Here is an 18405-nt window from a genome sequence, read left to right as displayed (position 1 = left end):
ATGCCGCAGGGCGCGCACGTCTGGACCCTCGACTGGCTGACCCTGCATCCCGACGGCGACTACCGCGATGCCTCCGGCGTGCAGTGGATTCTCACGAAAGAGCAAGGTTTCTGGAGCTCCCCGGCCACGAACGCAAGCCTGTCGCCCCGGCTCGCGCGGCACGGGGCCTACCGCTCTCCGGGATGGAAGAAGCAGCGCACGATCTCGCTGACCGGGCGGGCCTACGCCGACGACTACGCCGTTCTCCGCCAGGCCGAGTCCAATGTGCTCGGCCTGCTGTCCGATCCCATGAAACCGGCGACGCTGACTTGCTACTCCGAAATCGGCGCGCTGTGCTGCGAGGTGTACCTGGACGACGAGATCCTGTGCACACCGCTGGACGTGATCAGCGAGCCCGGGATCGAGTTCAGCGTTCAGGTCGTCGCGCCCGATCCGGCGAAGTACGCCGTCGAACAGCAGGTGATGTCCTCCGGACTCCCGCGCGACGCAGGAGACGGGCTGGACTTCTCCCAGATCATCGCGGGCGACACGAACCAAGGGCTGTTCTTCGGCTGGGGTGCCGATGACGACGGGCTGACCTTCGGCACCTCGAACGCCTCCGGGTTCATGCTGCTGACCAACCGCGGAACAGCTCCGACCACGCCGGTCTACACGCTGTACGGCCCGCTGACCAATCCGACGCTCACCGCCGGGACCGCGAGCATGCGCTACAACGCCGTGCTCGCAGCAGGGGAATACGTGGTGATCGATCCAGCGGCCCCCTCGGTCCTCCTCGGCGGCACCGCCGGGCGTCGCCAGCTCCTCAGCCCCGCGCAGTTCGGAGCCTTCGCCGTACCGCCGGCCAGCCCCACTGGCGAACCCGGCGTGCTCTCCGTCGGCCTCACGCACACCGGAGCGGTCACCGACAGCGGCTACGTCACGGCCGTCGTCCGCTCCGCGTGGTTCTAACCCGATTTCCCGCTTACCGGAAGGAGATCCCGACGTGGGCGTGTACTCCAACGAGCCCGACCCGCCGGTCTACTACCAGGCGGTCGAGGCGTCCGACTGCGTGCGCTACACCGACCTGAGCCAGGCGCAGTGGTTCATGGACCGGATCAACTACGCCTTCGGCGGCCAGCAGTCCACCAACGTCCGGATGGGTGAGGACGGCACCACGATCCGCTGGTTCGGCTACTACTTCCTGCACCTCGGTGACTGGCTCTACAAGGGCAACACCGCGATCACCGACGAGGTGCTGCGGGCCTCCGGACTGCGACCGATCACGACCGAATGGCCGCAGGACCCCGCTCCCGAACCGGCGCCAGGGGCGTAAGCAGTGGTCGCGCTCGGAACCTCGGTTACCTCGGCCTACGACCCGTGGGCGGTGCAGTCCCGCGTGGGGCTCACCGATGCGCGGCTGGCGCTGGATTCCGTGTTGATGCCGCGCCCGAACCTGAGCTACATCGACTACCGCAGCGGGATCATGGCCAGCGGCGACACCGCCGGAGTAGGCGGCAGTTCGCACATGGCCATGAGGGTCAAGCCCGCGACGTCCGGCCTGGCGGTCACCGTCGAGATGGGCAACGCCGTCATCAACACGCCGGGCCTCGGCGCGTACATGTGCGCGCTGGACTCGGTTAAGACCCTGAGCCTCGCGGCATCCAGTTCAACCACCAACCGTATCGACCTGATCATCGCGAGGGTCTACGACGATCTGAACCCGGCCATCGCTTCCGCGTCCGGAGTGCGCAAGTTCGCCGTGGAAGTCTGGCAGGGCGACCCGAGCACCAACACCCCGGCGGAGCCCGTTCCTACACCAACGTCCGGCTGGCACCCCCTGGCAGCGGTCAAGGTCAACAAGAACGCCACGGCGATCACCACCACGGACATCACCGACAAACGCGGGCCGGGCCTGGTGGCACGAGGCGGAATGCGGTCGTTGTTCGGACCGGACGCTCTGCCGGGCAGCTCCGCGTACTCCGAGGCCGGGGCCTATCCCGGCGATCAGCGCTGGGTGCACGCCTCGGGTTTCCAGCACCAGGTCTATTACGGCTCACCACAGGGCTGGCGCGGTGTCCACAACTGCATGGTCTACACGGCGAATCCGCCGCTCGGGCAAATGCTGTGGACCCTGGGCGCGGGCAACCTGAAGTCGGTCTGCTCGGTGACGATTCCCGACCCCGGCACGCCCTACATGATCTATCCCACCGCGCGGCTGGTCACGCAACAGTCGCCCGGAACGGCAGTCGATGTCCACACCAAAGTGGACGATCCCATTACGGGCTCAGCGGTCAATTGGGTCGGCGACGACACGGGAAACGTCAACGCTGACACCCGCCACGTCTACTCGGTGCCGCCGATCATGTACGGAGAGCTGACCGGGCAGCACACCGTCTATCTGACGGCTCAAGTCATCGCCACCACGACCGGCGGCGGATTCGGGTACCGGGGCAACGATGTCGGACACAACCTGCTGTCCGTCTGCGTCTACCCGTCCACAGTGCAGCCCCCGGCAGTCTGATGAACGACTGGCGAGTCATGGTGGCCGAGACGGTCACCGGGAACGTGCTGGCCGATGTGACGCCTCGCGACCTGCCGTCCTTCTCGCGGAAGCTGACGGACAAGGGAACCTGGACGATCAACGTCGTCCCGGACGACCCGGCGAACGCCAGTCTCGATCTCCACTCCTACACCGACGCCGGGCGGTTCTCCTGGGCGATCATCTACGGCACAGTCGTTGTGCAGGCCGGGCCGACGTTCACCCACTCCTACGACGAGAACTCCCGCACGCTGTCGGTGTCCGGTACGGGCATCCAAGGGCTATTCGACCGGCGAGTGTTGCGCAACCCCCTCGGATACACCGCGATCGTCAATCCCAGCGAGGACCTGACGATCTCGAACAAGAGCCTGCGCGGCATCGCCCGCGAGATCGTGGCCGCCAACCTGGCACAGAGCGGCTACGGCCTGCCGATCGACCTGCCCGCGCCGGAGGCGGGGACCAACACCCGCTCCTACTACGGCTACGACCTCGCGAGGGTCTGGGACCGGCTGGACGACCTCGCCAAGGTGATCGACGGCCCAGAGCTGGATTTCTGGCCCTACCTGGTGCCCGGCGAGAACAAGCTCCGCTGGCAGATGCTCATCGGCTCGCCGCTGCTCGGCGACCAGCAATCCGCGGCGGTCTGGGACTACGGCGGCGCGCTGTCGACGATCGACGTGGACGTGAACGGCAGCGTCAGCCCGTGCACCCGCGTGTGGGTCAAGGGCTCGGGCAGCGAGCGCGGCCTGATGACCGGGTTCGCTGAGGACACCACCTTGGTCGGCCTGGGTTTCCCGCCGACCGACTACGTGGACGGCGACCACACCTCAGTGGTTGAGCAGTCCACCCTGGAGAGCTACGCCGACGCCGACTTGGCCCAGTTCAGCTCGCCCACGGAAACCTGGAAGTGCTCGGTGCGCATCGACGGCGCGACGGGCACCGGCATCGAAGTCTCGCCCGCGCTGGGCAACTGGAGCCTCGGCGACGCGCCGACCTTCGGCGTCAGCGGGCACCCCTGGCTCGCAGATGGGCAATATCGGCGGCGGGTTCTCTCGTTCAGCAACCAAGACGAAGCCTCGGTGCAGCTCGATCTGCAACCGACTCCGGCGGTGATCTGATGCTCCAGCCACCCGGCACCGGCACGCTCGCCGAGCAGTTCCGCGCACTTGAACGCCGCATTGAGGAGCTGGCGCGACCCAAAGCCATGCTCCCCGTCTGCGTCATCCGCCTGAACAGCAACGTCGGTCTCGCCGCGAACGTGGACACCTTCGCGCAGACAGGCTGGAGCGCGAGCTACGACCCGTTCGGCATGTACGTGCCCGGCGCAGCCGGAGTGTCCGCCTACATCCAGATCGAGCGGGCCGGGTACTACCGCGTGCACTTCCACAGCGCCATCGGGGCAGCGAACGCCGTAGCCGGGGCGAAGGTCACGCTCAACGCCGCGAACGTCAACAACTCCATCGCGACCGACTCCGGCCAGATCCCCCAGCAGGGCGGGGACGGCGCCGTGCTCGACGCCATCCGCTCGCGTACCTATCTCAACCTCGGCGACAAGCTCTACTGGTCGAACTGGTGCTTCGCCGCCGCCACGCTCTATGGATCGTCGCTCGGCGTGCCCAGCGAGATCACGGTGCAGTACAGCAGTTCCCTGTGACGCGAAGGGGGCCTGGTGCTGCCCCGTCCACTGGTCACCGCGCTCGCGATCCTGTCAACTACCCATCCAACCCGCCGTCGTGCGGGGACAGGTCCGCGAGGCGGTCGGCCAGTACCTCGCCAAGCGGGCCGAAGCAGAAGCCGAACGACAGAAGCACCCCTACCCGCCGCCCCCACGTGACCTGTGCAGATGAAGGAGGCCCGCGATGACCGAGCCCGAATCGCCCACCGACGAACCGCCGGCTGCGACGGCAGGCGAGGAGTCGCACGAGGACGCCTGGCAGCTCGCCGGAGAGGAAGCCGACGCCCCGGAGGACACGGGTAGATCGGCAGATGAGGAAGGTGAGTCCTGATTGGCGTGGCGTCTCGCCAACGCACTGATAGACCTGCGCAACGAGGTCAACGCCCGCTGGCCGAACCGGGACCGGACCTCCGACGGCACGATCGGCGACGCGGCGCACGCCAGCCGGACCAGCGATCACAACCCCTGGATCATCGACCGCAACGGCGTCGGCGTGGTCCGCGCGATCGATATCGACGTAGACGGCATCGACGCGGCCTGGCTCGCCGAGTACCTGCGCCAGCGCGGCCTGACCGGGCATGACGGCCGCACGGGTGACCACCGGCTGACCAATGGCGGGTACGTGATCTACAACCGCCGGATCACCAACGCCGACTTCTCCGGCTGGCACGCCTACACCGGCACCGATCCGCACACCGGCCACGTCCACATTTCGTTCTCCCGGACGAATTACGACGACCGGGCCGGGTGGGGCATTGCCGGGGGAAGCCCCGCGCCCGCACCGCCGCCATCCGGCCGCCCCACGATCCAGGAGGGCTCCACCGGCCGCGCCGTGAGCGACCTCCAGGCATACCTGGACCTGGTCTACCCCGCGTACTCGAAGCTGGCCGTAGACGGCATCTTTGGCTCGAAGACCACGGCCGTGGTCCGGGAATTCCAGCGGCGCTCCGGCCTCGCGGTCGACGGCATCGTGGGCGCGCAGACTTGGTCCAAGCTCGGGTTTCGGTGATAGCTCATGGAAAAGTACGCGAATCGGCCGCGCCCCATCCTGGAAGCAATCCGCGGTGGCGGGTGGAAGACGATCCTAGGCACCCTGCTCGCGGCAGCGGTGTCTTTCGGCGTACTCAACGCCGAACAGGCGACTGCGCTCGACAATCTTGTGGCTGCGGTGGTCACCCTGGTCACCTTCGCCACGTCCGCCGTCGCGCAGTTCCATGTCCTCGACAACGCCGAGCCACTGGTGACGCCGGTAGCAGCACCCCACGATGACGCCGACCGGCCACTGGTCCCGGCCGCAGATCCGGAGCCGCCGCCCCTGATGTGATGGCGCGCGCTCCGCACTCGATCGATGTCCTGCTACCGTGACCTTGCGGCGGTCATTCCGTAGGGGACTGAATAGGCCCCCGTCTGTCCTATCGGGACAGACGGGGGCCTTTTCTTTGTGACCAAATGATGTCAGAGCGCTCGCTCCGCGCCAGCGGAAGCTATTGTGTGACCGAGTTCAGGCAGTCAGCCGCAACTCGCGCGGTATGTCCTCGTCGATGACGACGACCATCACCCCACGCCCGTGCAGGCGTGTCATCGCATTCGCCACGTTCGTCAGCGTCGGCCCGAAAACGTCCAGTTGGGGCACTCGCACCTCATCGCCCCGGCGCAGCACCGACAGCAGCCGCTCGAACATCGGCGGACGCTGACTGCCCTTCCAGATGTCCACATACACCTCAGAGCAGCCGAAGTACAGCATCCATCGGCCCTGTACGTCCGACGTACCAGCGACCGCCTGCGGGTGCACACGGAGGTAGCCGTAGACCGTCATGACAGCCCCACGCTCGCCGGGCCGACGGGAAGCCCCTTGGCCAGGCGGTGCTCCTCAAAGGCCACGTACACCTCATCACGGATCACCCCACGATCACCGATGTCGTAGCCGTTCTCGCGGCCCCAGTCGCGTGCCATGTTGCGGTAGCGCTTCTTGGCCTTCTCCGTCTCGGCTGGGCCGCCAGGCTCGGACTTGTACCAGGGCTTGCCGTTCGTCGTGCTCGGCATCGACGGCCGGGCTAATGCGGGCGAGGGGCGCTTGCCGTTGACGGGGTTTTTCTCCGGCCTGTGCTTGCCCAGCCGTGTCGCCACGTTGATGTACGGCGCCATCAGCTCGCGGAACTCGGCGGCATTCTCGTCGGATAAGTCCACCGAGTACGTCTCACCGTCGAATGCGAACACCAGCGTGTGATCGGCTCGTGTGTCGTGGTCGAAGTCGTCGACCAGAAGTACTTGCGTCGCCACGGAAAACCTCCCTCACGCAGCCTTCGCGGTCGGCTTACGAGTGCGCATCTTTCGCTTCCCGCGCACCTGCCGACGCCTTCCCATCTGTTGCTCTGCAAAGAATTGGCGCACGTCTTGCTTTGTGACCGTCACGCCCTCCTGGAGATAGCCGTCCACGTAGTCGTATTCACGCTCGCCGATCTTGACCATCGTCCAGGGCTCAAAACGATCCACCGCGCCGGAATGGCAACGCATACACTCCAGCTCGGTGGACCAGCACTCGTCACTCCGACCCTTGTTGCGCACGAGGAATCCATCGTGGGTCGGATCCCAAGCGTGGTTCCACCGCCTACAACGGAGCACTTCCGGCGGTGCGGCTTCCAGGTACGCACGGACCTCGGCATCCATTGCGGACGCAGTTGCCATACGGGGTCACCCTTCCTGTGCGGTCTCCTGCGTGTTGAAACGGATTTAACACCTGCAACGGAGAGTGAGCAACCATGTGGCCGCAGAAACTTGCGCCGAATCGGTGAGCGGTCTGCTCCCAGGCAAGACAAAAGCCCCGCCGTCCGCATCGGACAACGGGGCCTTCGGGTATGAAAACTAGACGGCGTAAGCCAAAGCGTCGAACTCATGCTTGGCAATGCCGTCGCGGAACGCGACAACCTCGGCCTCGGTGAACTCCAGCTCGATGCCTGACCAGCCGCTACGCCGGAAGAGATACACGCCGTCCTCATCGCGGCGACCGATCTCCAGGCACAGGCCCTCGGTCCGGCCCTCGCGTGCGGCGACAAGGAAGGCGTCGAACTCTGCCTCGGTGAACCTGAGAGCCCGCGTCACGTAGTCCGCGGTGCCCTTGAGCTTGTCGTCGCGCATCTCGACCCAGCCATCGCGGCGGGCTACCTCGACGCACTGCTTCTTGGGGTCACTGCGGGACGCCTTGCGGAACTCATGCTCGGCGAAGACCGGCGAGGTGGTGGTCATGGTGCGATCTCCCTAGGGGGTAGGGTTTTCCATCTTCTTGTACTCATCCGCCACCTGCTTCATGAAGGCGCGGCTTTCCTCGAAGCGGAGGGCGGCATTGGTGAGGCGTGCCCAGGCGGACTCGTAGGATGTGAGCGCCTTGCGGTCATCCAGGTAGCGGATCTCGCCTTCACCTTCGGTGTAGGCCAGCTCCAACGGCCCGGCCGCGCCCGGCGAGGGCACGCGAAGCAGCGTGAACCGATGGCCGATCGGTGAGCGACGGCCGGGCGGCGTATAGAACGGGAACACCTGAATCATCACGCGCTTCCTGTTCGACAGGTTGATCAGGTGCTCGATCTGCTCGCGCATGATTTCGGGGTCGCCCCACATGCGCCGCAGGCATGATTCGCTGAGCACGAACTGGACTGTCGGCGGGTCGCTCTTGTCCAGGATCTCCTGCCGCGCGAGCCTGGCCTGAACAAAGTCATCGCTGGTAAGGCTGAGGTCTTCGTCGTCCGGGAGGTCGGCGTGCTGGGCGCGGGCGTACGCCTCGGTCTGCAACAAGCCAGGAACGACCTCGACTTCGGCCGACCGAAGCTGGTCCATCACGTTCTCAAGGTCGACCAGCAGCCGGATGTCCTCGCTGTACGCGCGGCGGTGGCCGGTTGACCAGAATCCTCGCTTGTGGTTGTCGCGGCGTAGCTCGCGCAGCGCTTCCTTGTATCCCTCGTCGGTGAATCCGAGGCGGGACGCCAACAGGTCCAAGTCGCCGACGGCGATCGTTCCCGCTCCGCTGATCAGACCGGCTATACGGCTCTGGCTGGACTCGATGATCGAGCCGGCCTCGGCCTGCGAGACGCCCGCACTCTCGATCATGTGCGCGATCTCGCGGCCCAGCAGGAGCTTCCTGGCGGTACGCATCTTGGCCATCGGCATTGGGTGCCCTCTCTGCGACGTGCGGCGTGATGGTCACCGAGCGGACACCCCTCCTTTCCTGCCACAGAGGGTATCGCCCGGTGCTACCCGATTGGAGGGGTAGGCAAAGGTGATTATCACTGTACTGTTATCGCTAGTACATACAGCTCATGCAATCGAGAACTTGAGATGCAGAGCTTACAAGTGATTGCGGAGGCCAAATTGCCCGCACCCAGAATTCAGGCGAACTCCCGTGCGACCAGGAAAAACCTCGCCCACACGTCGCTGCGTCTTCGCCAGTGAGACCACCCCGGCCCGTCCTGTGGCCCACCAGGCTGGACGCGCCGGGTTCATGTGGCGGGCGACGCAGCGTCGAGCCAACGGGATTTGGCGATGTCCCCAGGCTCCGCGCGTCGCCCGCCGCCCCTCAATACGTGATCGACGAAGTCGGGAGATGGACAACAGGAGGCGGAGCTGATGTCAGGCCAGGTTGAGCGCTTGTACGTGACGTGGATGCGCAGTGGTGCCGACGGCCAGGATCACGCCGTCACGGACGAGCAGCAGGCACGCCTCCACGAGGGACTTGGCTTCAGCGAAGCGTTCTGCGGTGACCTCGTTGTTCCGGTCTCGCTGACCAATCCGCCGGGGCGCAAGTGCCCGCGCTGCCTGGCCTATCGGCTGGCCCGGGCCACATTGTCCGACCTCGATCTCCGCATGAAGCCGCGCCACCGCCGCCGCTGTCGCGGCGGCCTGCTCCGGCGGCTTTTCAGGCTCCCCGCCCAACCCGACCTCCCACCGGACCGGGCGGGATCCGACCACGGCGGCCCTGTGGAGGCATGCCCCCCGAACTCCGCAGGGTCGCCGTGTTCCACCACGCCGAGGAATGATCATGTTGCTCACCCCCACAAACGAAGACGTTCCGCACATCGCCGCCCTCCAGCGGGCGGTTGAGGCCGGATTCAAGTTCATGCACCTACGCGACGGACACGGCGAGCTGGCAGCCATCTACGCCGAGCGGAGGTGCGGCTACGGCGTAGTCGAGAACATCACCTTGCGGGGGATGGACGAGGCAGTCGCCGCCCGATTCCGCGTTGAGGACTATCCGCACGGCGACCCGCTGTGGCGAGAGCACGGCACGGTGGAAGAAGTCATCACGGCGGTCCTGGAACTGCCGCCACACGGTTCGCCCGGCGCACCGAACAGCACACACCGTCGCGGCAGCGGCCTCTGGGTTCCAGGCGAGGGATTTTGAACGTCGTGGCGGAGGCGTGGAAGGGCGTCTGGAGCAGGCAGGTCATCCACCGAGTACTGCCCGAGAACGCCCAGCGCCTCCAGGCCGACGGACGCCTTTCGGTCTCGCGGAATGCGGTGCCGCCTGCGTGCCCGCGCCACCAAGACCGGGCCAGCACCACTGCACGACCTGTTGGCCATTCGGATCACCGAGTACTACTTCGCGGCCGATCTGACGGCCTCGCGGACAAGCAGAAGGAGAACAGGCCGATGATCGTCGCGTTGATCGCGCTCGGCGGTGCAGCTCTCGCAGCCGTGTCGTGGTTGCTGGTTCGCTACTACGTCGAGGAGGGCAAGCACAGCGGGGCTGGCGAAGGCGCACTGACGGTGCGCCACCTGCTAGACCAGGCAGCCGCCGAGTCAGCACGCAGACCCCGGCATTTACTTCGCGAACCGGTCACCCTTCGCGGCGACTTGGCCGATGACCTCGCCGTTGTGGAGACGAGGTTCCTGCCGCTGGTCGAAACCGGTCTGCCGCTGGGCGAAGCCGACTGCGCGTGCCATCCGGGCATGCTGCGCCGAGTCCTCGTCGGGCTGGAACGGGCCTAAGGCCCGGCGCGGGTACAGCAGCCGCCCTGCCCTCCAGAGACCCGGTGCCTCACTCGCGGCTCGATCGTAGGAAATCCGAACACGTAAGGAGGAACGAGCGGTGCCCGTAATACCAAGTGGTCGCCCATCGGCAAGGGAAACGCCGTTATCGCCTCGGCCCAACGTGGCGATCGCAGGACTGACGGCGGCCGGAAAAACCACGCACGCGAGGCTTCTCGCCGACGCGCTCGGCTACCGGTACGTATCGGCGACTGGAATCCTGCTGGAGTTGCTGGGGATCGAGTCCGACACGGGGCGAGCATGGTTCGATCACCAGGAGCGTATACGGAAGGCCAGATCTGCTGGCGATGTGGACGCCGAGCTGGACCGGCGTCTGATCCAGCTCGCTACGGAAGAAGACGGACTGGTCCTCGACAGTTGGGCGATCGCTTGGACCTGCCGCGTGCCGATGGTTAGGTTGTGGTTCGAGTCGGATGCCCTGTCGCGGACCTGGAAGTGCTTCGTATCCCAGGGAGAATCACCGGAGCACGACCTCGACGGTTGCCTGCGGATCATCGAGGACAAAGACACTTCCACACGAGATTTGTTTCTTCAGCATCACGGATTCGATCTGTTTCTGGACCGAGAAATCTTCGACGCAATCCTGGACAACACGCATCTCATCCACCGGCCGACCAGACGAGCCGCAGACGCCGGGATAGCGGCGTTCGCTCCCGTCGTGCAGGCAGTAGTCGAATCTTTGCTTAGCGACCGGCAAGGCGATCTCGCGTCAGCGGCGCTCAATTGGACGAACGATCAAAGAAGTTGTTTGGTTCATGTACGCAGAAAACGGGGTGATGATCCATCATGAAGGTTGCCCTTCTCTACCCAGAAGTCTACGACATGGCACGCTTCAAGGAGAATCGGAAGGAATTCCCACCTTTCGGCGTCCTGTATCTTGCTGCCGTCATTGAACAGGCGGGGCATGCTGTCGTCATCGAAAAGGTTACTCCATATTCAGACAGTCTTGATCTGTCGGAATTCGACGCTGTTGGCTTTAGTCTCGCCAGCTCCGCCACGTATGGCATCATGCTCCAGGCTCGAATGTCGTCGACGATTCGCGATGATGCGCTGGTAATGGTCGGCGGTGTTCATTGCAACTTCTACCCGCGCGATAGCATTCGCGATTTCAGGGCGCACGTCGCCACCGATGGAGAGTCGGAGGAATCGATACTGGAGATTCTCGACCGCGCGGCAGGCAAAAGCTTCGCGGGTGTCGCCGGAGCGTGGTGGTACGACAACGGCGAATTGAAACACGAGGCTTCCCGGCCTCTTCTGCGCGATATTGACCAGCTCCCCTTGCCCGCGCGTCACCTGCTGCCGACCGAGGACTTCGTGATCTCCGATCGGTTGGCTGGGCGGAACTATCGCATGGCGCACGTCATGTTCTCGCGTGGCTGTCCGTTCCCCTGTAGCTTCTGCGCCGCCGGACAAACCCGAATCCAGTACCGCAGCGGGCAGAGTGCTCGCCGCGAGCTGACACACCTCATCGATTCCTACGGCATCGAGGGCTTCGCCATCGTCGACGACAACTTCATTGTCAATAAGAACAAGGTGGGCGACATCTGCGAGAAGATCACCGACCTAAACCTCAAGTGGTCGGCGTTGTCTCGCGTGGACACGATTGACGAGACCCTGCTAGGGAAGATGGCCGCGTCTGGTTGCATCGAAATCAAGTACGGCATGGAGTCCGGCAGTGAGCCATTGCTGAAGGCCATGCGCAAGAACACGAAACGCCAGCAGATCACCCGCGCTATCCGCGCCACGGTCGATGCAGGGATTGAGGCCAAGGTGTTCGTCATCCACGGATTCCCGGGCGAGAACAACACGACCACCGACGATACGATTTCGCTACTGAGCGAACTCGGCTCTGACCTCTCTCGCGTATCCCTGTTCCGCTTTGTCCCGCTGCCCGGCACCCAGGTCTACGATCAGGCCGATGTCTACTCGGTGAAGGGAACCCACCTTCAGTCTGACTGGGACGGCGACTGGTCGAAGTTTCACATCCACCACAACGATCAGCATTGGTGGGGAACCGACGAGCAATGGAAGGAAACCAACGAGTCCTACGTTCGACTCAAGGAATTCGTGGAGGCCAATTGGAACAGTCAAGGCTAGGTAAGCCAGTGCGGTTTCACCATCGTGACATTCATCGCGTGATAGTGTCCGATTCATGCCGCCCTCAATGCCGGTGACAACGCAGGAGTGCGACCTCGACAACTCTGAGGCCGCACTCCTGTGGAATTGGCTTCTATCTCGGCAAGGTCTCTCCACCGGTACGAAGTTTCCGTCCATCGTGGACATGAGCAACGCCTCTCTCGGCCTCCACGCTGCTCGGTTACCCTCGCCGTACGCGACCGCGCTGGCGCGTGGAACAACACCACAGGTAGCCACCACCTTGTTCGCGCCGGAGACCCAGTCCGACGTCATTACCGTGCGCTGTATGCGGAAGACGCTGCATACGCTTCCGCTGCCACTCGCTGTTGCCGCGCACGGAGCCACGCTTCACTTCCGCGAGCGTGACGCTCAACGCGCCATTACCAACGCCAGCCTGCCCATGTCCGCGATCAGCGCCGCTATCGACGCCATCACGGACCTCCTCCTCGTATACGGCGCCCTGCACCACCGAGCCATCGAGACTCGTCTGGTGACCTCCCGCCGACCTGTCGTCGCCGTCCGACTGGCACTCAAGCTGGCGTGGGAGCGCGGAATCCTCACCTACGTCAACGCGTCCGGATGCTGGAACAGGGAACACCGCACGTTCGCAGTGACCGCGAAGCAACATCCCGGACTTGACATGAAGCCCGATCGGGGAACCGCGACCAGGGAACTGATCGCCGCCTACTTCGATCGCTACGGCCCGGCCACGCTCAAGGACGCGATGTGGTGGTCAGGACTCAGCCGGACCGCGATCCTCGCCGCTATGACTGAATCACGTGGCGACTGGGTTCGCGTGCTCGCGCCGTGGAGCCCGTCGCCGATGTTCATGTACCGGCAGCGGTGGGAGGAATTCCAGGCCAGCGCGCCCGAGCAACGCTCCTCCGGTCTCAACTTCTTGGCCCACGAGGACGTGGCGCTCAAAGCCTACTTCGAGACCAGGAGCCGCTATCTCGGTTCGCTGCCTGCCCGGCAGGCGTTCAACCAGATCGGCGAGGTACTTCCCACAGTCATCTGGGACGGCCAGGTCATCGGCACGTGGTCATGGCAAGCACCCGGCAAGCGCGTGGCCTACTCCCTCGCACGGGGCCGTAGCACCACGAAGCTGCGGAAGGCCGTTGGAACCCACGCCGCGACCTTGAGCGAAGCTCTCCGGCTGGGATGGTCCAGCACGCCGCGCTATGCCGCAGAAGACCAGTTGGCACTGTTGTAACCACGTTGTGTCAAGACCAGTACCACGACCGCGCGTCAGTCAACGAGGCGGATACAGTGCCCCATCCACCCACCAAATTCCAGGAGGACCAGCAGGATGCTGCCGCTCCGTTCCGGCGCAACCCTCGCCGACCTTCAGCGCTACGTCGCCGAGATGGAGGAGGAGAGAGGGTTCGCCGATAGCACTGTGCTGGAGCAGTCCCTCAAGCTCGGCGAAGAGGTCGGCGAGCTGTTCAAGGCCGTCCGCAAGCGGGAACGCCTGCCGATCGACCACGGCTCGATCACCGGCACCGTCTCCGAGGAACTGGCCGACGTCCTGATCTACCTGTGCGCGATCGCCAACCGCGAAGGCGTAAGCCTCGAAGACGCGCTGCGGAGCAAGGAACTCCTCAACGAAACGCGCGTCTGGACGATTGACAGTGCGACGCCATGAGCAGCGGCGCGGAGCACCCGTGACTTTCTGACCGGGTGATACGTTGCTCAGATGAGGCCCCCGGCGCGCAGCCCGCGCCGGGGGCCTCTGGTATCTGTTAGCGCTGGTACCGGTAGTCGTCGTGGAAGTCCGGGTGGTCCTCGTACTCGGCGGCGAAGCCGAACACCACCCAGCGCAGATCCCAGAACCTCTGGTAGCCCGGCATGCCCTCGCACGGGTCCGCCTCGATCAGCTTGTCGATCTCGTCGAGCACGCGCCGCTTGCCCTCCAGCGCCCGCCGGCTGCGCTGATCAGGCACGTCCTCGCGCTCCTCCTCGACGCGGGTGCGGACGAAATCCACGACGTCGGGCACCTCGTAGTCCTCGTCCACCAGGTCGGACAGGCGGGCAGGGCGTTCGCGGCTCTGCTGCTCCCACTCCGCGAACAGTTTCATGATCTCCTGCTGGAACGTCGGTTTCAGCTCGGACCCATCCTCGGCGGTGGCGGGCATGGCTCCAATATCGCGCTTGGTCATACTGCGTCCTTCTTCTTGATGACCACCCGGTCGCGGTAGTCGCCCGCCAGGTGCGCAGGTTTGCGCCCCTTCCTGCCCTTCAAGATCGTGACTGTGCACAGCGCGTCCACGATCGCCCGCTTGCGCTCGATCGGCGTCAGCTCCGGGTTCATGAACACCTCGGCCGGGTTCGGTGCGTCCGCGACTCCGCTGAGCACCGAGCCGGTGGAGCGTGAGGCCAGGTCGGCGTTGACCCCATCCAGCTTGGTTATGATCTTGTTCCGCTGCCGGAGGAAGGCCGTGCGCGAGAGTTCGCCCTCGCCCAGCATGTCCTCCAGCTCCGTGATCCGCGCCCGCAGCGCGTTCGCCTCGGTGTGCAGGTCCACCGCGTCGCCGTCGGGAACCCCGATCAGGTCCGCGCCGTGCTTGGCGAGCCGGGCGCAGACGTAGGTGTTCACGATCGCGTCGATCGGGTCCGCGCGCACCGACAGGTGGAGCCCGTGCTTGCACCGGTAGGCCGCGTGGTTCTCACCGCCCGCGCCCTGCGACGAGATGCCCGCCGATCGCATCAAGTCCTGGCAGACGCCGCAGGTGTAGAGGTTCGTGCCCAGCCACTTGAGCGACCGGCTGCCCCGGTACGTGGTCCGGTGCTCGTTGTCGAGCAGGATCGCGCGGACGGCGTGGTACTCGTCCTCGGTGATGATCGGCGGCCAGATCGCTTTCGCGCCCTCCAGCACGACGCCGCGGTGCTCCATCAGCCCGATGTTGCGCGGGCGGACGAGGATGCGCTTGAGCGTGGCCGGGTACCAGCGCTTCGAGCCGCGCGGGGTCGGTACGCCCGAATGGGTCCACTTCTCGCAGATCGCGTACAAGCTCTCGCCGGAGATCACCCGCTGCACGGCGTCCTGGATCATGGCGGCCTCGTGCTCGATGATCTTGATGCCGACATCTTCGCGGTTGATCACGTTGCCGTAGGCGTCCCGGATCGTCCCCTGGTATCCGAACGGGCGTGCGCCGCCGATCCACTCGCCGCGAGCAAGCGCCTGCTGCTTCTCCCTGCACACGCGCTCGCTGATGTCCTCGGCCTCACCCGCGTCGTTAGCAGCGAGGATGCGGGCGATCCGGCGGCCCGCCGAAGTGTTCAGGTCGAAGCTCGGCGATGCGACGTACTGGAACTCGGTGCCGTAGCGCTCGGCCAGCTCGATCTGGCCCTCGTGCTCGCGTGGCCTGCGGGTCAACCGGCCCGACGTGTAGGCGATGATCTTGTGGATGCGGCCGTGTTTGGCGTCGGCCAGCATCCGCTTGTAGTCCGGGCGCGGCTTCTTCGAGCGGGTCGATGCGCCGATGTCGTTGTCCTTGTAGAGGTCAACCACCGTGTCGCCTTCGCGCACAGCGACCTTCCGGCAGTCCTCCTCCTGGCGTTCGACACCCAGTTCGCGGCCTTCGCGGTCGTCGCTGATCCGAACATAGATCCCAACCGGTTTGCCCACGGGGATCACCGGTCCTCGGACGGCTGATCCGTCCCGCGAGGCGCTGAGCTGGCGTTATGGTCGCCCGAGTGGGGTCGTGTTGATTTCATTTAAACAGTGTCACATGTGCAGCAATCCCTCGGTGGCGGCGAGCCACTCCACGAAGCCCTTCTTGGCGGCGGCGCGCAGGCCGTTGACGTTCACGGTCGACACAGTCAGCACACCAGCGAGGGTAATCACCCATGCTGACGGTCAGCACACACGGTTGTGCGGCAACAGTGCCGGGAATCGCGGCGGTCAGGCCAGCCAGAACGCTTCGCGGGTTCGTCTGCGGCGATCGCGGCGGCGCACGGACTTCGGCGCCGCCGGGCGCTGCCACAGCCACATGCACACCCGGGCACCGCCGAGGCTGGAGCGGTCGACGGCGAGCCGCCCGCCGGTGGATTCGGCGACCCGGCGGGCGATGTCCAGCCCCAACCCGGTCGACCCGGCGCTGCTGCGCCCGCGCTGCACGGCATCGGACAGCTCCGCCACCCCGGGGCCCGCGTCTTCCACGATCACGCCGACCACGCCGTCGTTGCGCTGCACCGACACCACGAACTCGGTCTCCTCCGGCGTGTGCCGGAAGACGTTGCCGACCACGGCATCCACCGACGCGGCGAGTTCCGCGCTCGGTACCGGGACGTAGATCTCCCCCTCCGCGCCGCGCAGGCACCACGGCCGCTGCTGGTCCTCGGCCAACGCCGACCAGAATTCGAGCCGCTCCCGCAACAATCCCGCGACGTCGCACTCGGCTTCCTCACCGGGGCCGGACCGGCGGGCGCTGGTGATCACGAGATCGACCTCGCGCTCCAGCCGGTCGACGGCCACCCGGGTCTGTTCCGCAGCCTGATCGTCGCCCAGCGCCTCGGCGTTGAGCCGCAACGCCGTCAGCGGGGTGCGCAGCCGGTGCGAGAGATCTGCTGCCATCTCGCGCTCGGCGGCGAGCAGCTGGCGCACCCGGTCGGCCATGCTGTTGAACGCGCGCCCCGCCTCCACCAGCTCGGGCGGTCCGCTGGGAAGCACCCGGACGCTGAGGTCTCCGGCGCCAAGCGAGGACGAGGCGTGCGCGAGTCGGGTCGTGGCGCGCACGACGCGGGCCGCCAGCCGGTCGGCGACCAGCAATGATCCAGCGACCAGGAGCAACCCGACGGCGCCGAGCACCAGCCAGGACCGCAGCACGCCGCGGGTTTGCTCCTCGGCCGGCACGAAGACCTCGGCGAGTGCGGTGCGACCGCCGTCCAGCGCGATCGGTTGCACGAACGCCGTGCCGCCGGGCACTTCAATGCTGGAGGTCCGCACCTTCGCCATCGCCAGGTGCACGTCACCGGCGCCGACCCGGGGTTCGCCCACCACACCGCCATCCGGCAGGTACACCGCGAGCCATCCGGCCTGACCGGCGTGGGTGCTGGCGATCGCCTTGCCGACCAGCGCGTGATCGGTCGTGGTGGCCAGCACCGGCGCCAGCGCCACCGCTTGCCGTTCGGCATCGGACATCGCCTGGTCGCGGGCCATTTCCTTGATCATCAGGCCGAGCGGGATAAGAAACGCCAGCGCGACCATCGAGGTCACCGCCAGCGCCACCAGGACGATCGTGCGCCTCATTCCGGTGCCACGAGCTTCACGCCGACGCCGCGGACGGTATGCAGGTAGCGCGGCTCTGCGGCGCTTTCACCGAGCTTGCGCCGCAACCAGGACAGGTGGACGTCGATGGTCTGGTCGTCGCCGTAGGACTGGCGCCACACCTGGGCGAGCAGCTCGCGGCGCGGCACCACCTTGCCCGGCCGGGCGGTGAGGTAGGCGAGCAGGTCGAACTCGCGCCGGCTCAGGTCCAGCTCGGTGCCGCGCAACTTCGCAACCCTGCTGTCGACGTCGATGTGCAGCCCGCCGGCCTCCAGCACCTGCGAAGGCTGCGCGCCGCGGGCCCGCCGGAGCACCGCTTCGATGCGCGCGTTGAGGTGTTCGCTGGAGAACGGCTTGACGACGTAGTCGTCCGCGCCCGCGCGCAACAGGCGCACGATCTCGCTCTCGTCGTCGCGGGCGGTCGCCACGATGGTCGGCACGTTGGAGATCCCGCGGATCATCTTCAGCGTCTCGCCGCCGTCGAGGTCGGGCAGGCCGAGATCGAGGATGATGACATCCGGGGAGTGTTCGGCGACCTCGCGCAGCGAAGCCAGGGCCGTCCCGACGCTGCGGACCGCCCAATCGCGCGCGGACAGGTCGCGGATCATCGCCGCCCGCACCACCGGATCGTCCTCGACAACCAGAACCACAGCCATGGCGGCGACGATACGGGCCCTGTGAGAGTTCTTCGGCTTGCGGTCTGCGGGTGAGCTCCGGCACACCGCAAGCGGTCGCCCTGGGGCCGCGCGGCCGAATGCCCGGGGTTGCTTG

Annotated in this window: 24 protein-coding genes and 1 pseudogene; 14 read left to right on the top strand and 11 right to left on the bottom strand. The window is 65.9% G+C overall.

The annotated features are described in order from the left end of the window. The 8 genes from BJ970_RS12290 to BJ970_RS12255 all read left to right on the top strand — a co-directional run bounded on the left by BJ970_RS12290 (window position 1) and on the right by BJ970_RS12255 (window position 5517). Complete coding sequence (locus tag BJ970_RS12290; protein WP_184726378.1) at window positions 1-948, top strand: phage tail family protein; 948 nt, start codon at window positions 1-3, stop codon at window positions 946-948. A 34-nt stretch (window positions 949-982) separates the two neighbouring features. Further along, on the top strand, window positions 983-1312 hold the full coding sequence (locus tag BJ970_RS12285) for a hypothetical protein (RefSeq protein WP_184726377.1): 330 nt from the start codon (window positions 983-985) through the stop codon (window positions 1310-1312). A 3-nt stretch (window positions 1313-1315) separates the two neighbouring features. Then, complete coding sequence (locus tag BJ970_RS12280; RefSeq protein WP_184726376.1) at window positions 1316-2500, top strand: hypothetical protein; 1185 nt, start codon at window positions 1316-1318, stop codon at window positions 2498-2500. Beyond that, window positions 2500-3636 carry a hypothetical protein gene (locus tag BJ970_RS12275; RefSeq protein WP_184726375.1) on the top strand — a complete coding sequence of 379 codons (1137 nt, stop codon included), beginning with the start codon at window positions 2500-2502 and terminating at the stop codon, window positions 3634-3636. Before BJ970_RS12280 ends, BJ970_RS12275 begins: the two co-directional genes overlap by 1 nt. Next, window positions 3636-4172, top strand: a complete 537-nt coding sequence (locus BJ970_RS12270) for a hypothetical protein (protein ID WP_184726374.1) — start codon at window positions 3636-3638, stop codon at window positions 4170-4172. The genes BJ970_RS12275 and BJ970_RS12270 overlap by 1 nt, the downstream gene beginning before the upstream one ends. A gap of 205 nt (window positions 4173-4377) precedes the next feature. Beyond that, complete coding sequence (locus tag BJ970_RS12265) at window positions 4378-4524, top strand: hypothetical protein (protein WP_184726373.1); 147 nt, start codon at window positions 4378-4380, stop codon at window positions 4522-4524. Continuing rightward, entirely contained in the window at window positions 4525-5202 is a 678-nt protein-coding gene (locus BJ970_RS12260; protein WP_184726372.1) for a peptidoglycan-binding domain-containing protein, read from the top strand. Window positions 5203-5208: 6 nt separating this feature from the next. Further along, entirely contained in the window at window positions 5209-5517 is a 309-nt protein-coding gene (locus BJ970_RS12255) for a hypothetical protein (RefSeq protein WP_184726371.1), read from the top strand. A 177-nt stretch (window positions 5518-5694) separates the two neighbouring features. On the opposite strand, the gene BJ970_RS12250 is transcribed toward BJ970_RS12255, so the two are convergent. The 6 genes from BJ970_RS12250 to BJ970_RS12225 all read right to left on the bottom strand — a co-directional run bounded on the left by BJ970_RS12250 (window position 5695) and on the right by BJ970_RS12225 (window position 9113). Then, window positions 5695-6009: a recombinase family protein gene (locus tag BJ970_RS12250; protein WP_184726370.1), complete on the bottom strand. Its 315-nt coding sequence runs from the start codon at window positions 6007-6009 to the stop codon at window positions 5695-5697. After that, window positions 6006-6473, bottom strand: a complete 468-nt coding sequence (locus tag BJ970_RS12245; RefSeq protein WP_184726369.1) for a histone-like nucleoid-structuring protein Lsr2 — start codon at window positions 6471-6473, stop codon at window positions 6006-6008. The genes BJ970_RS12250 and BJ970_RS12245 overlap by 4 nt, the downstream gene beginning before the upstream one ends. 12 nt (window positions 6474-6485) lie before the next feature. After that, window positions 6486-6878 carry a hypothetical protein gene (locus BJ970_RS12240; RefSeq protein ID WP_184726368.1) on the bottom strand — a complete coding sequence of 131 codons (393 nt, stop codon included), beginning with the start codon at window positions 6876-6878 and terminating at the stop codon, window positions 6486-6488. Window positions 6879-7055: 177 nt separating this feature from the next. Further along, complete coding sequence (locus BJ970_RS12235) at window positions 7056-7436, bottom strand: DUF397 domain-containing protein (RefSeq protein WP_184726367.1); 381 nt, start codon at window positions 7434-7436, stop codon at window positions 7056-7058. A gap of 12 nt (window positions 7437-7448) precedes the next feature. Continuing rightward, window positions 7449-8345 (bottom strand): DUF5753 domain-containing protein, encoded by an 897-nt coding sequence (locus tag BJ970_RS12230; RefSeq protein WP_184726366.1) that lies wholly within the window; start codon window positions 8343-8345, stop codon window positions 7449-7451. Between the two features lie 465 nt (window positions 8346-8810). Beyond that, a complete protein-coding gene (locus BJ970_RS12225; RefSeq protein WP_184726365.1) occupies window positions 8811-9113 on the bottom strand; it encodes a hypothetical protein in 303 nt (100 codons plus the stop codon). A 106-nt stretch (window positions 9114-9219) separates the two neighbouring features. Between BJ970_RS12225 and BJ970_RS12220 the strand changes: the two genes are divergently transcribed. The 6 genes from BJ970_RS12220 (at window position 9220) to BJ970_RS12195 (ending at window position 14010) form a co-directional block, all read left to right on the top strand. Continuing rightward, window positions 9220-9582 (top strand): hypothetical protein, encoded by a 363-nt coding sequence (locus BJ970_RS12220; protein WP_184726364.1) that lies wholly within the window; start codon window positions 9220-9222, stop codon window positions 9580-9582. 248 nt (window positions 9583-9830) lie between these two features. Beyond that, window positions 9831-10169, top strand: a complete 339-nt coding sequence (locus tag BJ970_RS12215; RefSeq protein ID WP_184726363.1) for a hypothetical protein — start codon at window positions 9831-9833, stop codon at window positions 10167-10169. 163 nt (window positions 10170-10332) lie between these two features. Then, complete coding sequence (locus BJ970_RS12210) at window positions 10333-11019, top strand: cytidylate kinase family protein (protein WP_184726362.1); 687 nt, start codon at window positions 10333-10335, stop codon at window positions 11017-11019. Further along, entirely contained in the window at window positions 11016-12326 is a 1311-nt protein-coding gene (locus BJ970_RS12205; RefSeq protein WP_184726361.1) for a B12-binding domain-containing radical SAM protein, read from the top strand. The genes BJ970_RS12210 and BJ970_RS12205 overlap by 4 nt, the downstream gene beginning before the upstream one ends. A 184-nt stretch (window positions 12327-12510) precedes the next feature. Next, a complete protein-coding gene (locus BJ970_RS12200; RefSeq protein WP_184726360.1) occupies window positions 12511-13578 on the top strand; it encodes a DNA glycosylase AlkZ-like family protein in 1068 nt (355 codons plus the stop codon). Between the two features lie 96 nt (window positions 13579-13674). Further along, window positions 13675-14010 carry a MazG nucleotide pyrophosphohydrolase domain-containing protein gene (locus BJ970_RS12195; RefSeq protein WP_184726359.1) on the top strand — a complete coding sequence of 112 codons (336 nt, stop codon included), beginning with the start codon at window positions 13675-13677 and terminating at the stop codon, window positions 14008-14010. Window positions 14011-14107: 97 nt separating this feature from the next. On the opposite strand, the gene BJ970_RS12190 is transcribed toward BJ970_RS12195, so the two are convergent. From BJ970_RS12190 to BJ970_RS12170, 5 genes and pseudogenes are all read right to left on the bottom strand, one after another. Continuing rightward, window positions 14108-14524 (bottom strand): hypothetical protein, encoded by a 417-nt coding sequence (locus BJ970_RS12190; protein ID WP_184726358.1) that lies wholly within the window; start codon window positions 14522-14524, stop codon window positions 14108-14110. Then, complete coding sequence (locus BJ970_RS12185; protein WP_184726357.1) at window positions 14521-15993, bottom strand: recombinase family protein; 1473 nt, start codon at window positions 15991-15993, stop codon at window positions 14521-14523. The genes BJ970_RS12190 and BJ970_RS12185 overlap by 4 nt, the downstream gene beginning before the upstream one ends. Before the next feature lie 117 nt (window positions 15994-16110). Continuing rightward, window positions 16111-16194, bottom strand: a pseudogene (locus BJ970_RS12180) (exodeoxyribonuclease III); the annotation flags it as partial. Between the two features lie 75 nt (window positions 16195-16269). After that, a complete protein-coding gene (locus BJ970_RS12175) occupies window positions 16270-17616 on the bottom strand; it encodes a sensor histidine kinase (RefSeq protein ID WP_184726356.1) in 1347 nt (448 codons plus the stop codon). Then, a complete protein-coding gene (locus tag BJ970_RS12170; protein WP_184726355.1) occupies window positions 17613-18290 on the bottom strand; it encodes a response regulator transcription factor in 678 nt (225 codons plus the stop codon). The genes BJ970_RS12175 and BJ970_RS12170 overlap by 4 nt, the downstream gene beginning before the upstream one ends. Window positions 18291-18405 lie beyond the last annotated feature (115 nt).

The sequence above is a fragment of the Saccharopolyspora phatthalungensis genome, assembly GCF_014203395.1.
In the GTDB taxonomy this organism is placed as follows: domain Bacteria; phylum Actinomycetota; class Actinomycetes; order Mycobacteriales; family Pseudonocardiaceae; genus Saccharopolyspora; species Saccharopolyspora phatthalungensis.
Note: the sequence above shows the minus strand (reverse complement) of the source record. Positions and strands in the feature narration are given on the sequence as shown.

Bases quoted from the DNA above. Each gene is read 5' to 3' on its own strand.
- BJ970_RS12290 (WP_184726378.1), top strand. From the start codon at position 1: ATGCCGCAGGGCGCGCACGTCTGGACCCTCGACTGGCTGACCCTGCAT.
- BJ970_RS12275 (WP_184726375.1), top strand. From the start codon at position 2,500: ATGAACGACTGGCGAGTCATGGTGGCCGAGACGGTCACCGGGAACGTG.
- BJ970_RS12270 (WP_184726374.1), top strand. From the start codon at position 3,636: ATGCTCCAGCCACCCGGCACCGGCACGCTCGCCGAGCAGTTCCGCGCA.
- BJ970_RS12265 (WP_184726373.1), top strand. From the start codon at position 4,378: ATGACCGAGCCCGAATCGCCCACCGACGAACCGCCGGCTGCGACGGCA.
- BJ970_RS12255 (WP_184726371.1), top strand. From the start codon at position 5,209: ATGGAAAAGTACGCGAATCGGCCGCGCCCCATCCTGGAAGCAATCCGC.
- BJ970_RS12250 (WP_184726370.1), bottom strand. From the start codon at position 6,009: ATGACGGTCTACGGCTACCTCCGTGTGCACCCGCAGGCGGTCGCTGGT.
- BJ970_RS12240 (WP_184726368.1), bottom strand. From the start codon at position 6,878: ATGGCAACTGCGTCCGCAATGGATGCCGAGGTCCGTGCGTACCTGGAA.
- BJ970_RS12235 (WP_184726367.1), bottom strand. From the start codon at position 7,436: ATGACCACCACCTCGCCGGTCTTCGCCGAGCATGAGTTCCGCAAGGCG.
- BJ970_RS12230 (WP_184726366.1), bottom strand. From the start codon at position 8,345: ATGGCCAAGATGCGTACCGCCAGGAAGCTCCTGCTGGGCCGCGAGATC.
- BJ970_RS12220 (WP_184726364.1), top strand. From the start codon at position 9,220: ATGTTGCTCACCCCCACAAACGAAGACGTTCCGCACATCGCCGCCCTC.
- BJ970_RS12215 (WP_184726363.1), top strand. From the start codon at position 9,831: ATGATCGTCGCGTTGATCGCGCTCGGCGGTGCAGCTCTCGCAGCCGTG.
- BJ970_RS12205 (WP_184726361.1), top strand. From the start codon at position 11,016: ATGAAGGTTGCCCTTCTCTACCCAGAAGTCTACGACATGGCACGCTTC.
- BJ970_RS12200 (WP_184726360.1), top strand. From the start codon at position 12,511: ATGAGCAACGCCTCTCTCGGCCTCCACGCTGCTCGGTTACCCTCGCCG.
- BJ970_RS12195 (WP_184726359.1), top strand. From the start codon at position 13,675: ATGCTGCCGCTCCGTTCCGGCGCAACCCTCGCCGACCTTCAGCGCTAC.
- BJ970_RS12190 (WP_184726358.1), bottom strand. From the start codon at position 14,524: ATGACCAAGCGCGATATTGGAGCCATGCCCGCCACCGCCGAGGATGGG.
- BJ970_RS12175 (WP_184726356.1), bottom strand. From the start codon at position 17,616: ATGAGGCGCACGATCGTCCTGGTGGCGCTGGCGGTGACCTCGATGGTC.
- BJ970_RS12170 (WP_184726355.1), bottom strand. From the start codon at position 18,290: ATGGCTGTGGTTCTGGTTGTCGAGGACGATCCGGTGGTGCGGGCGGCG.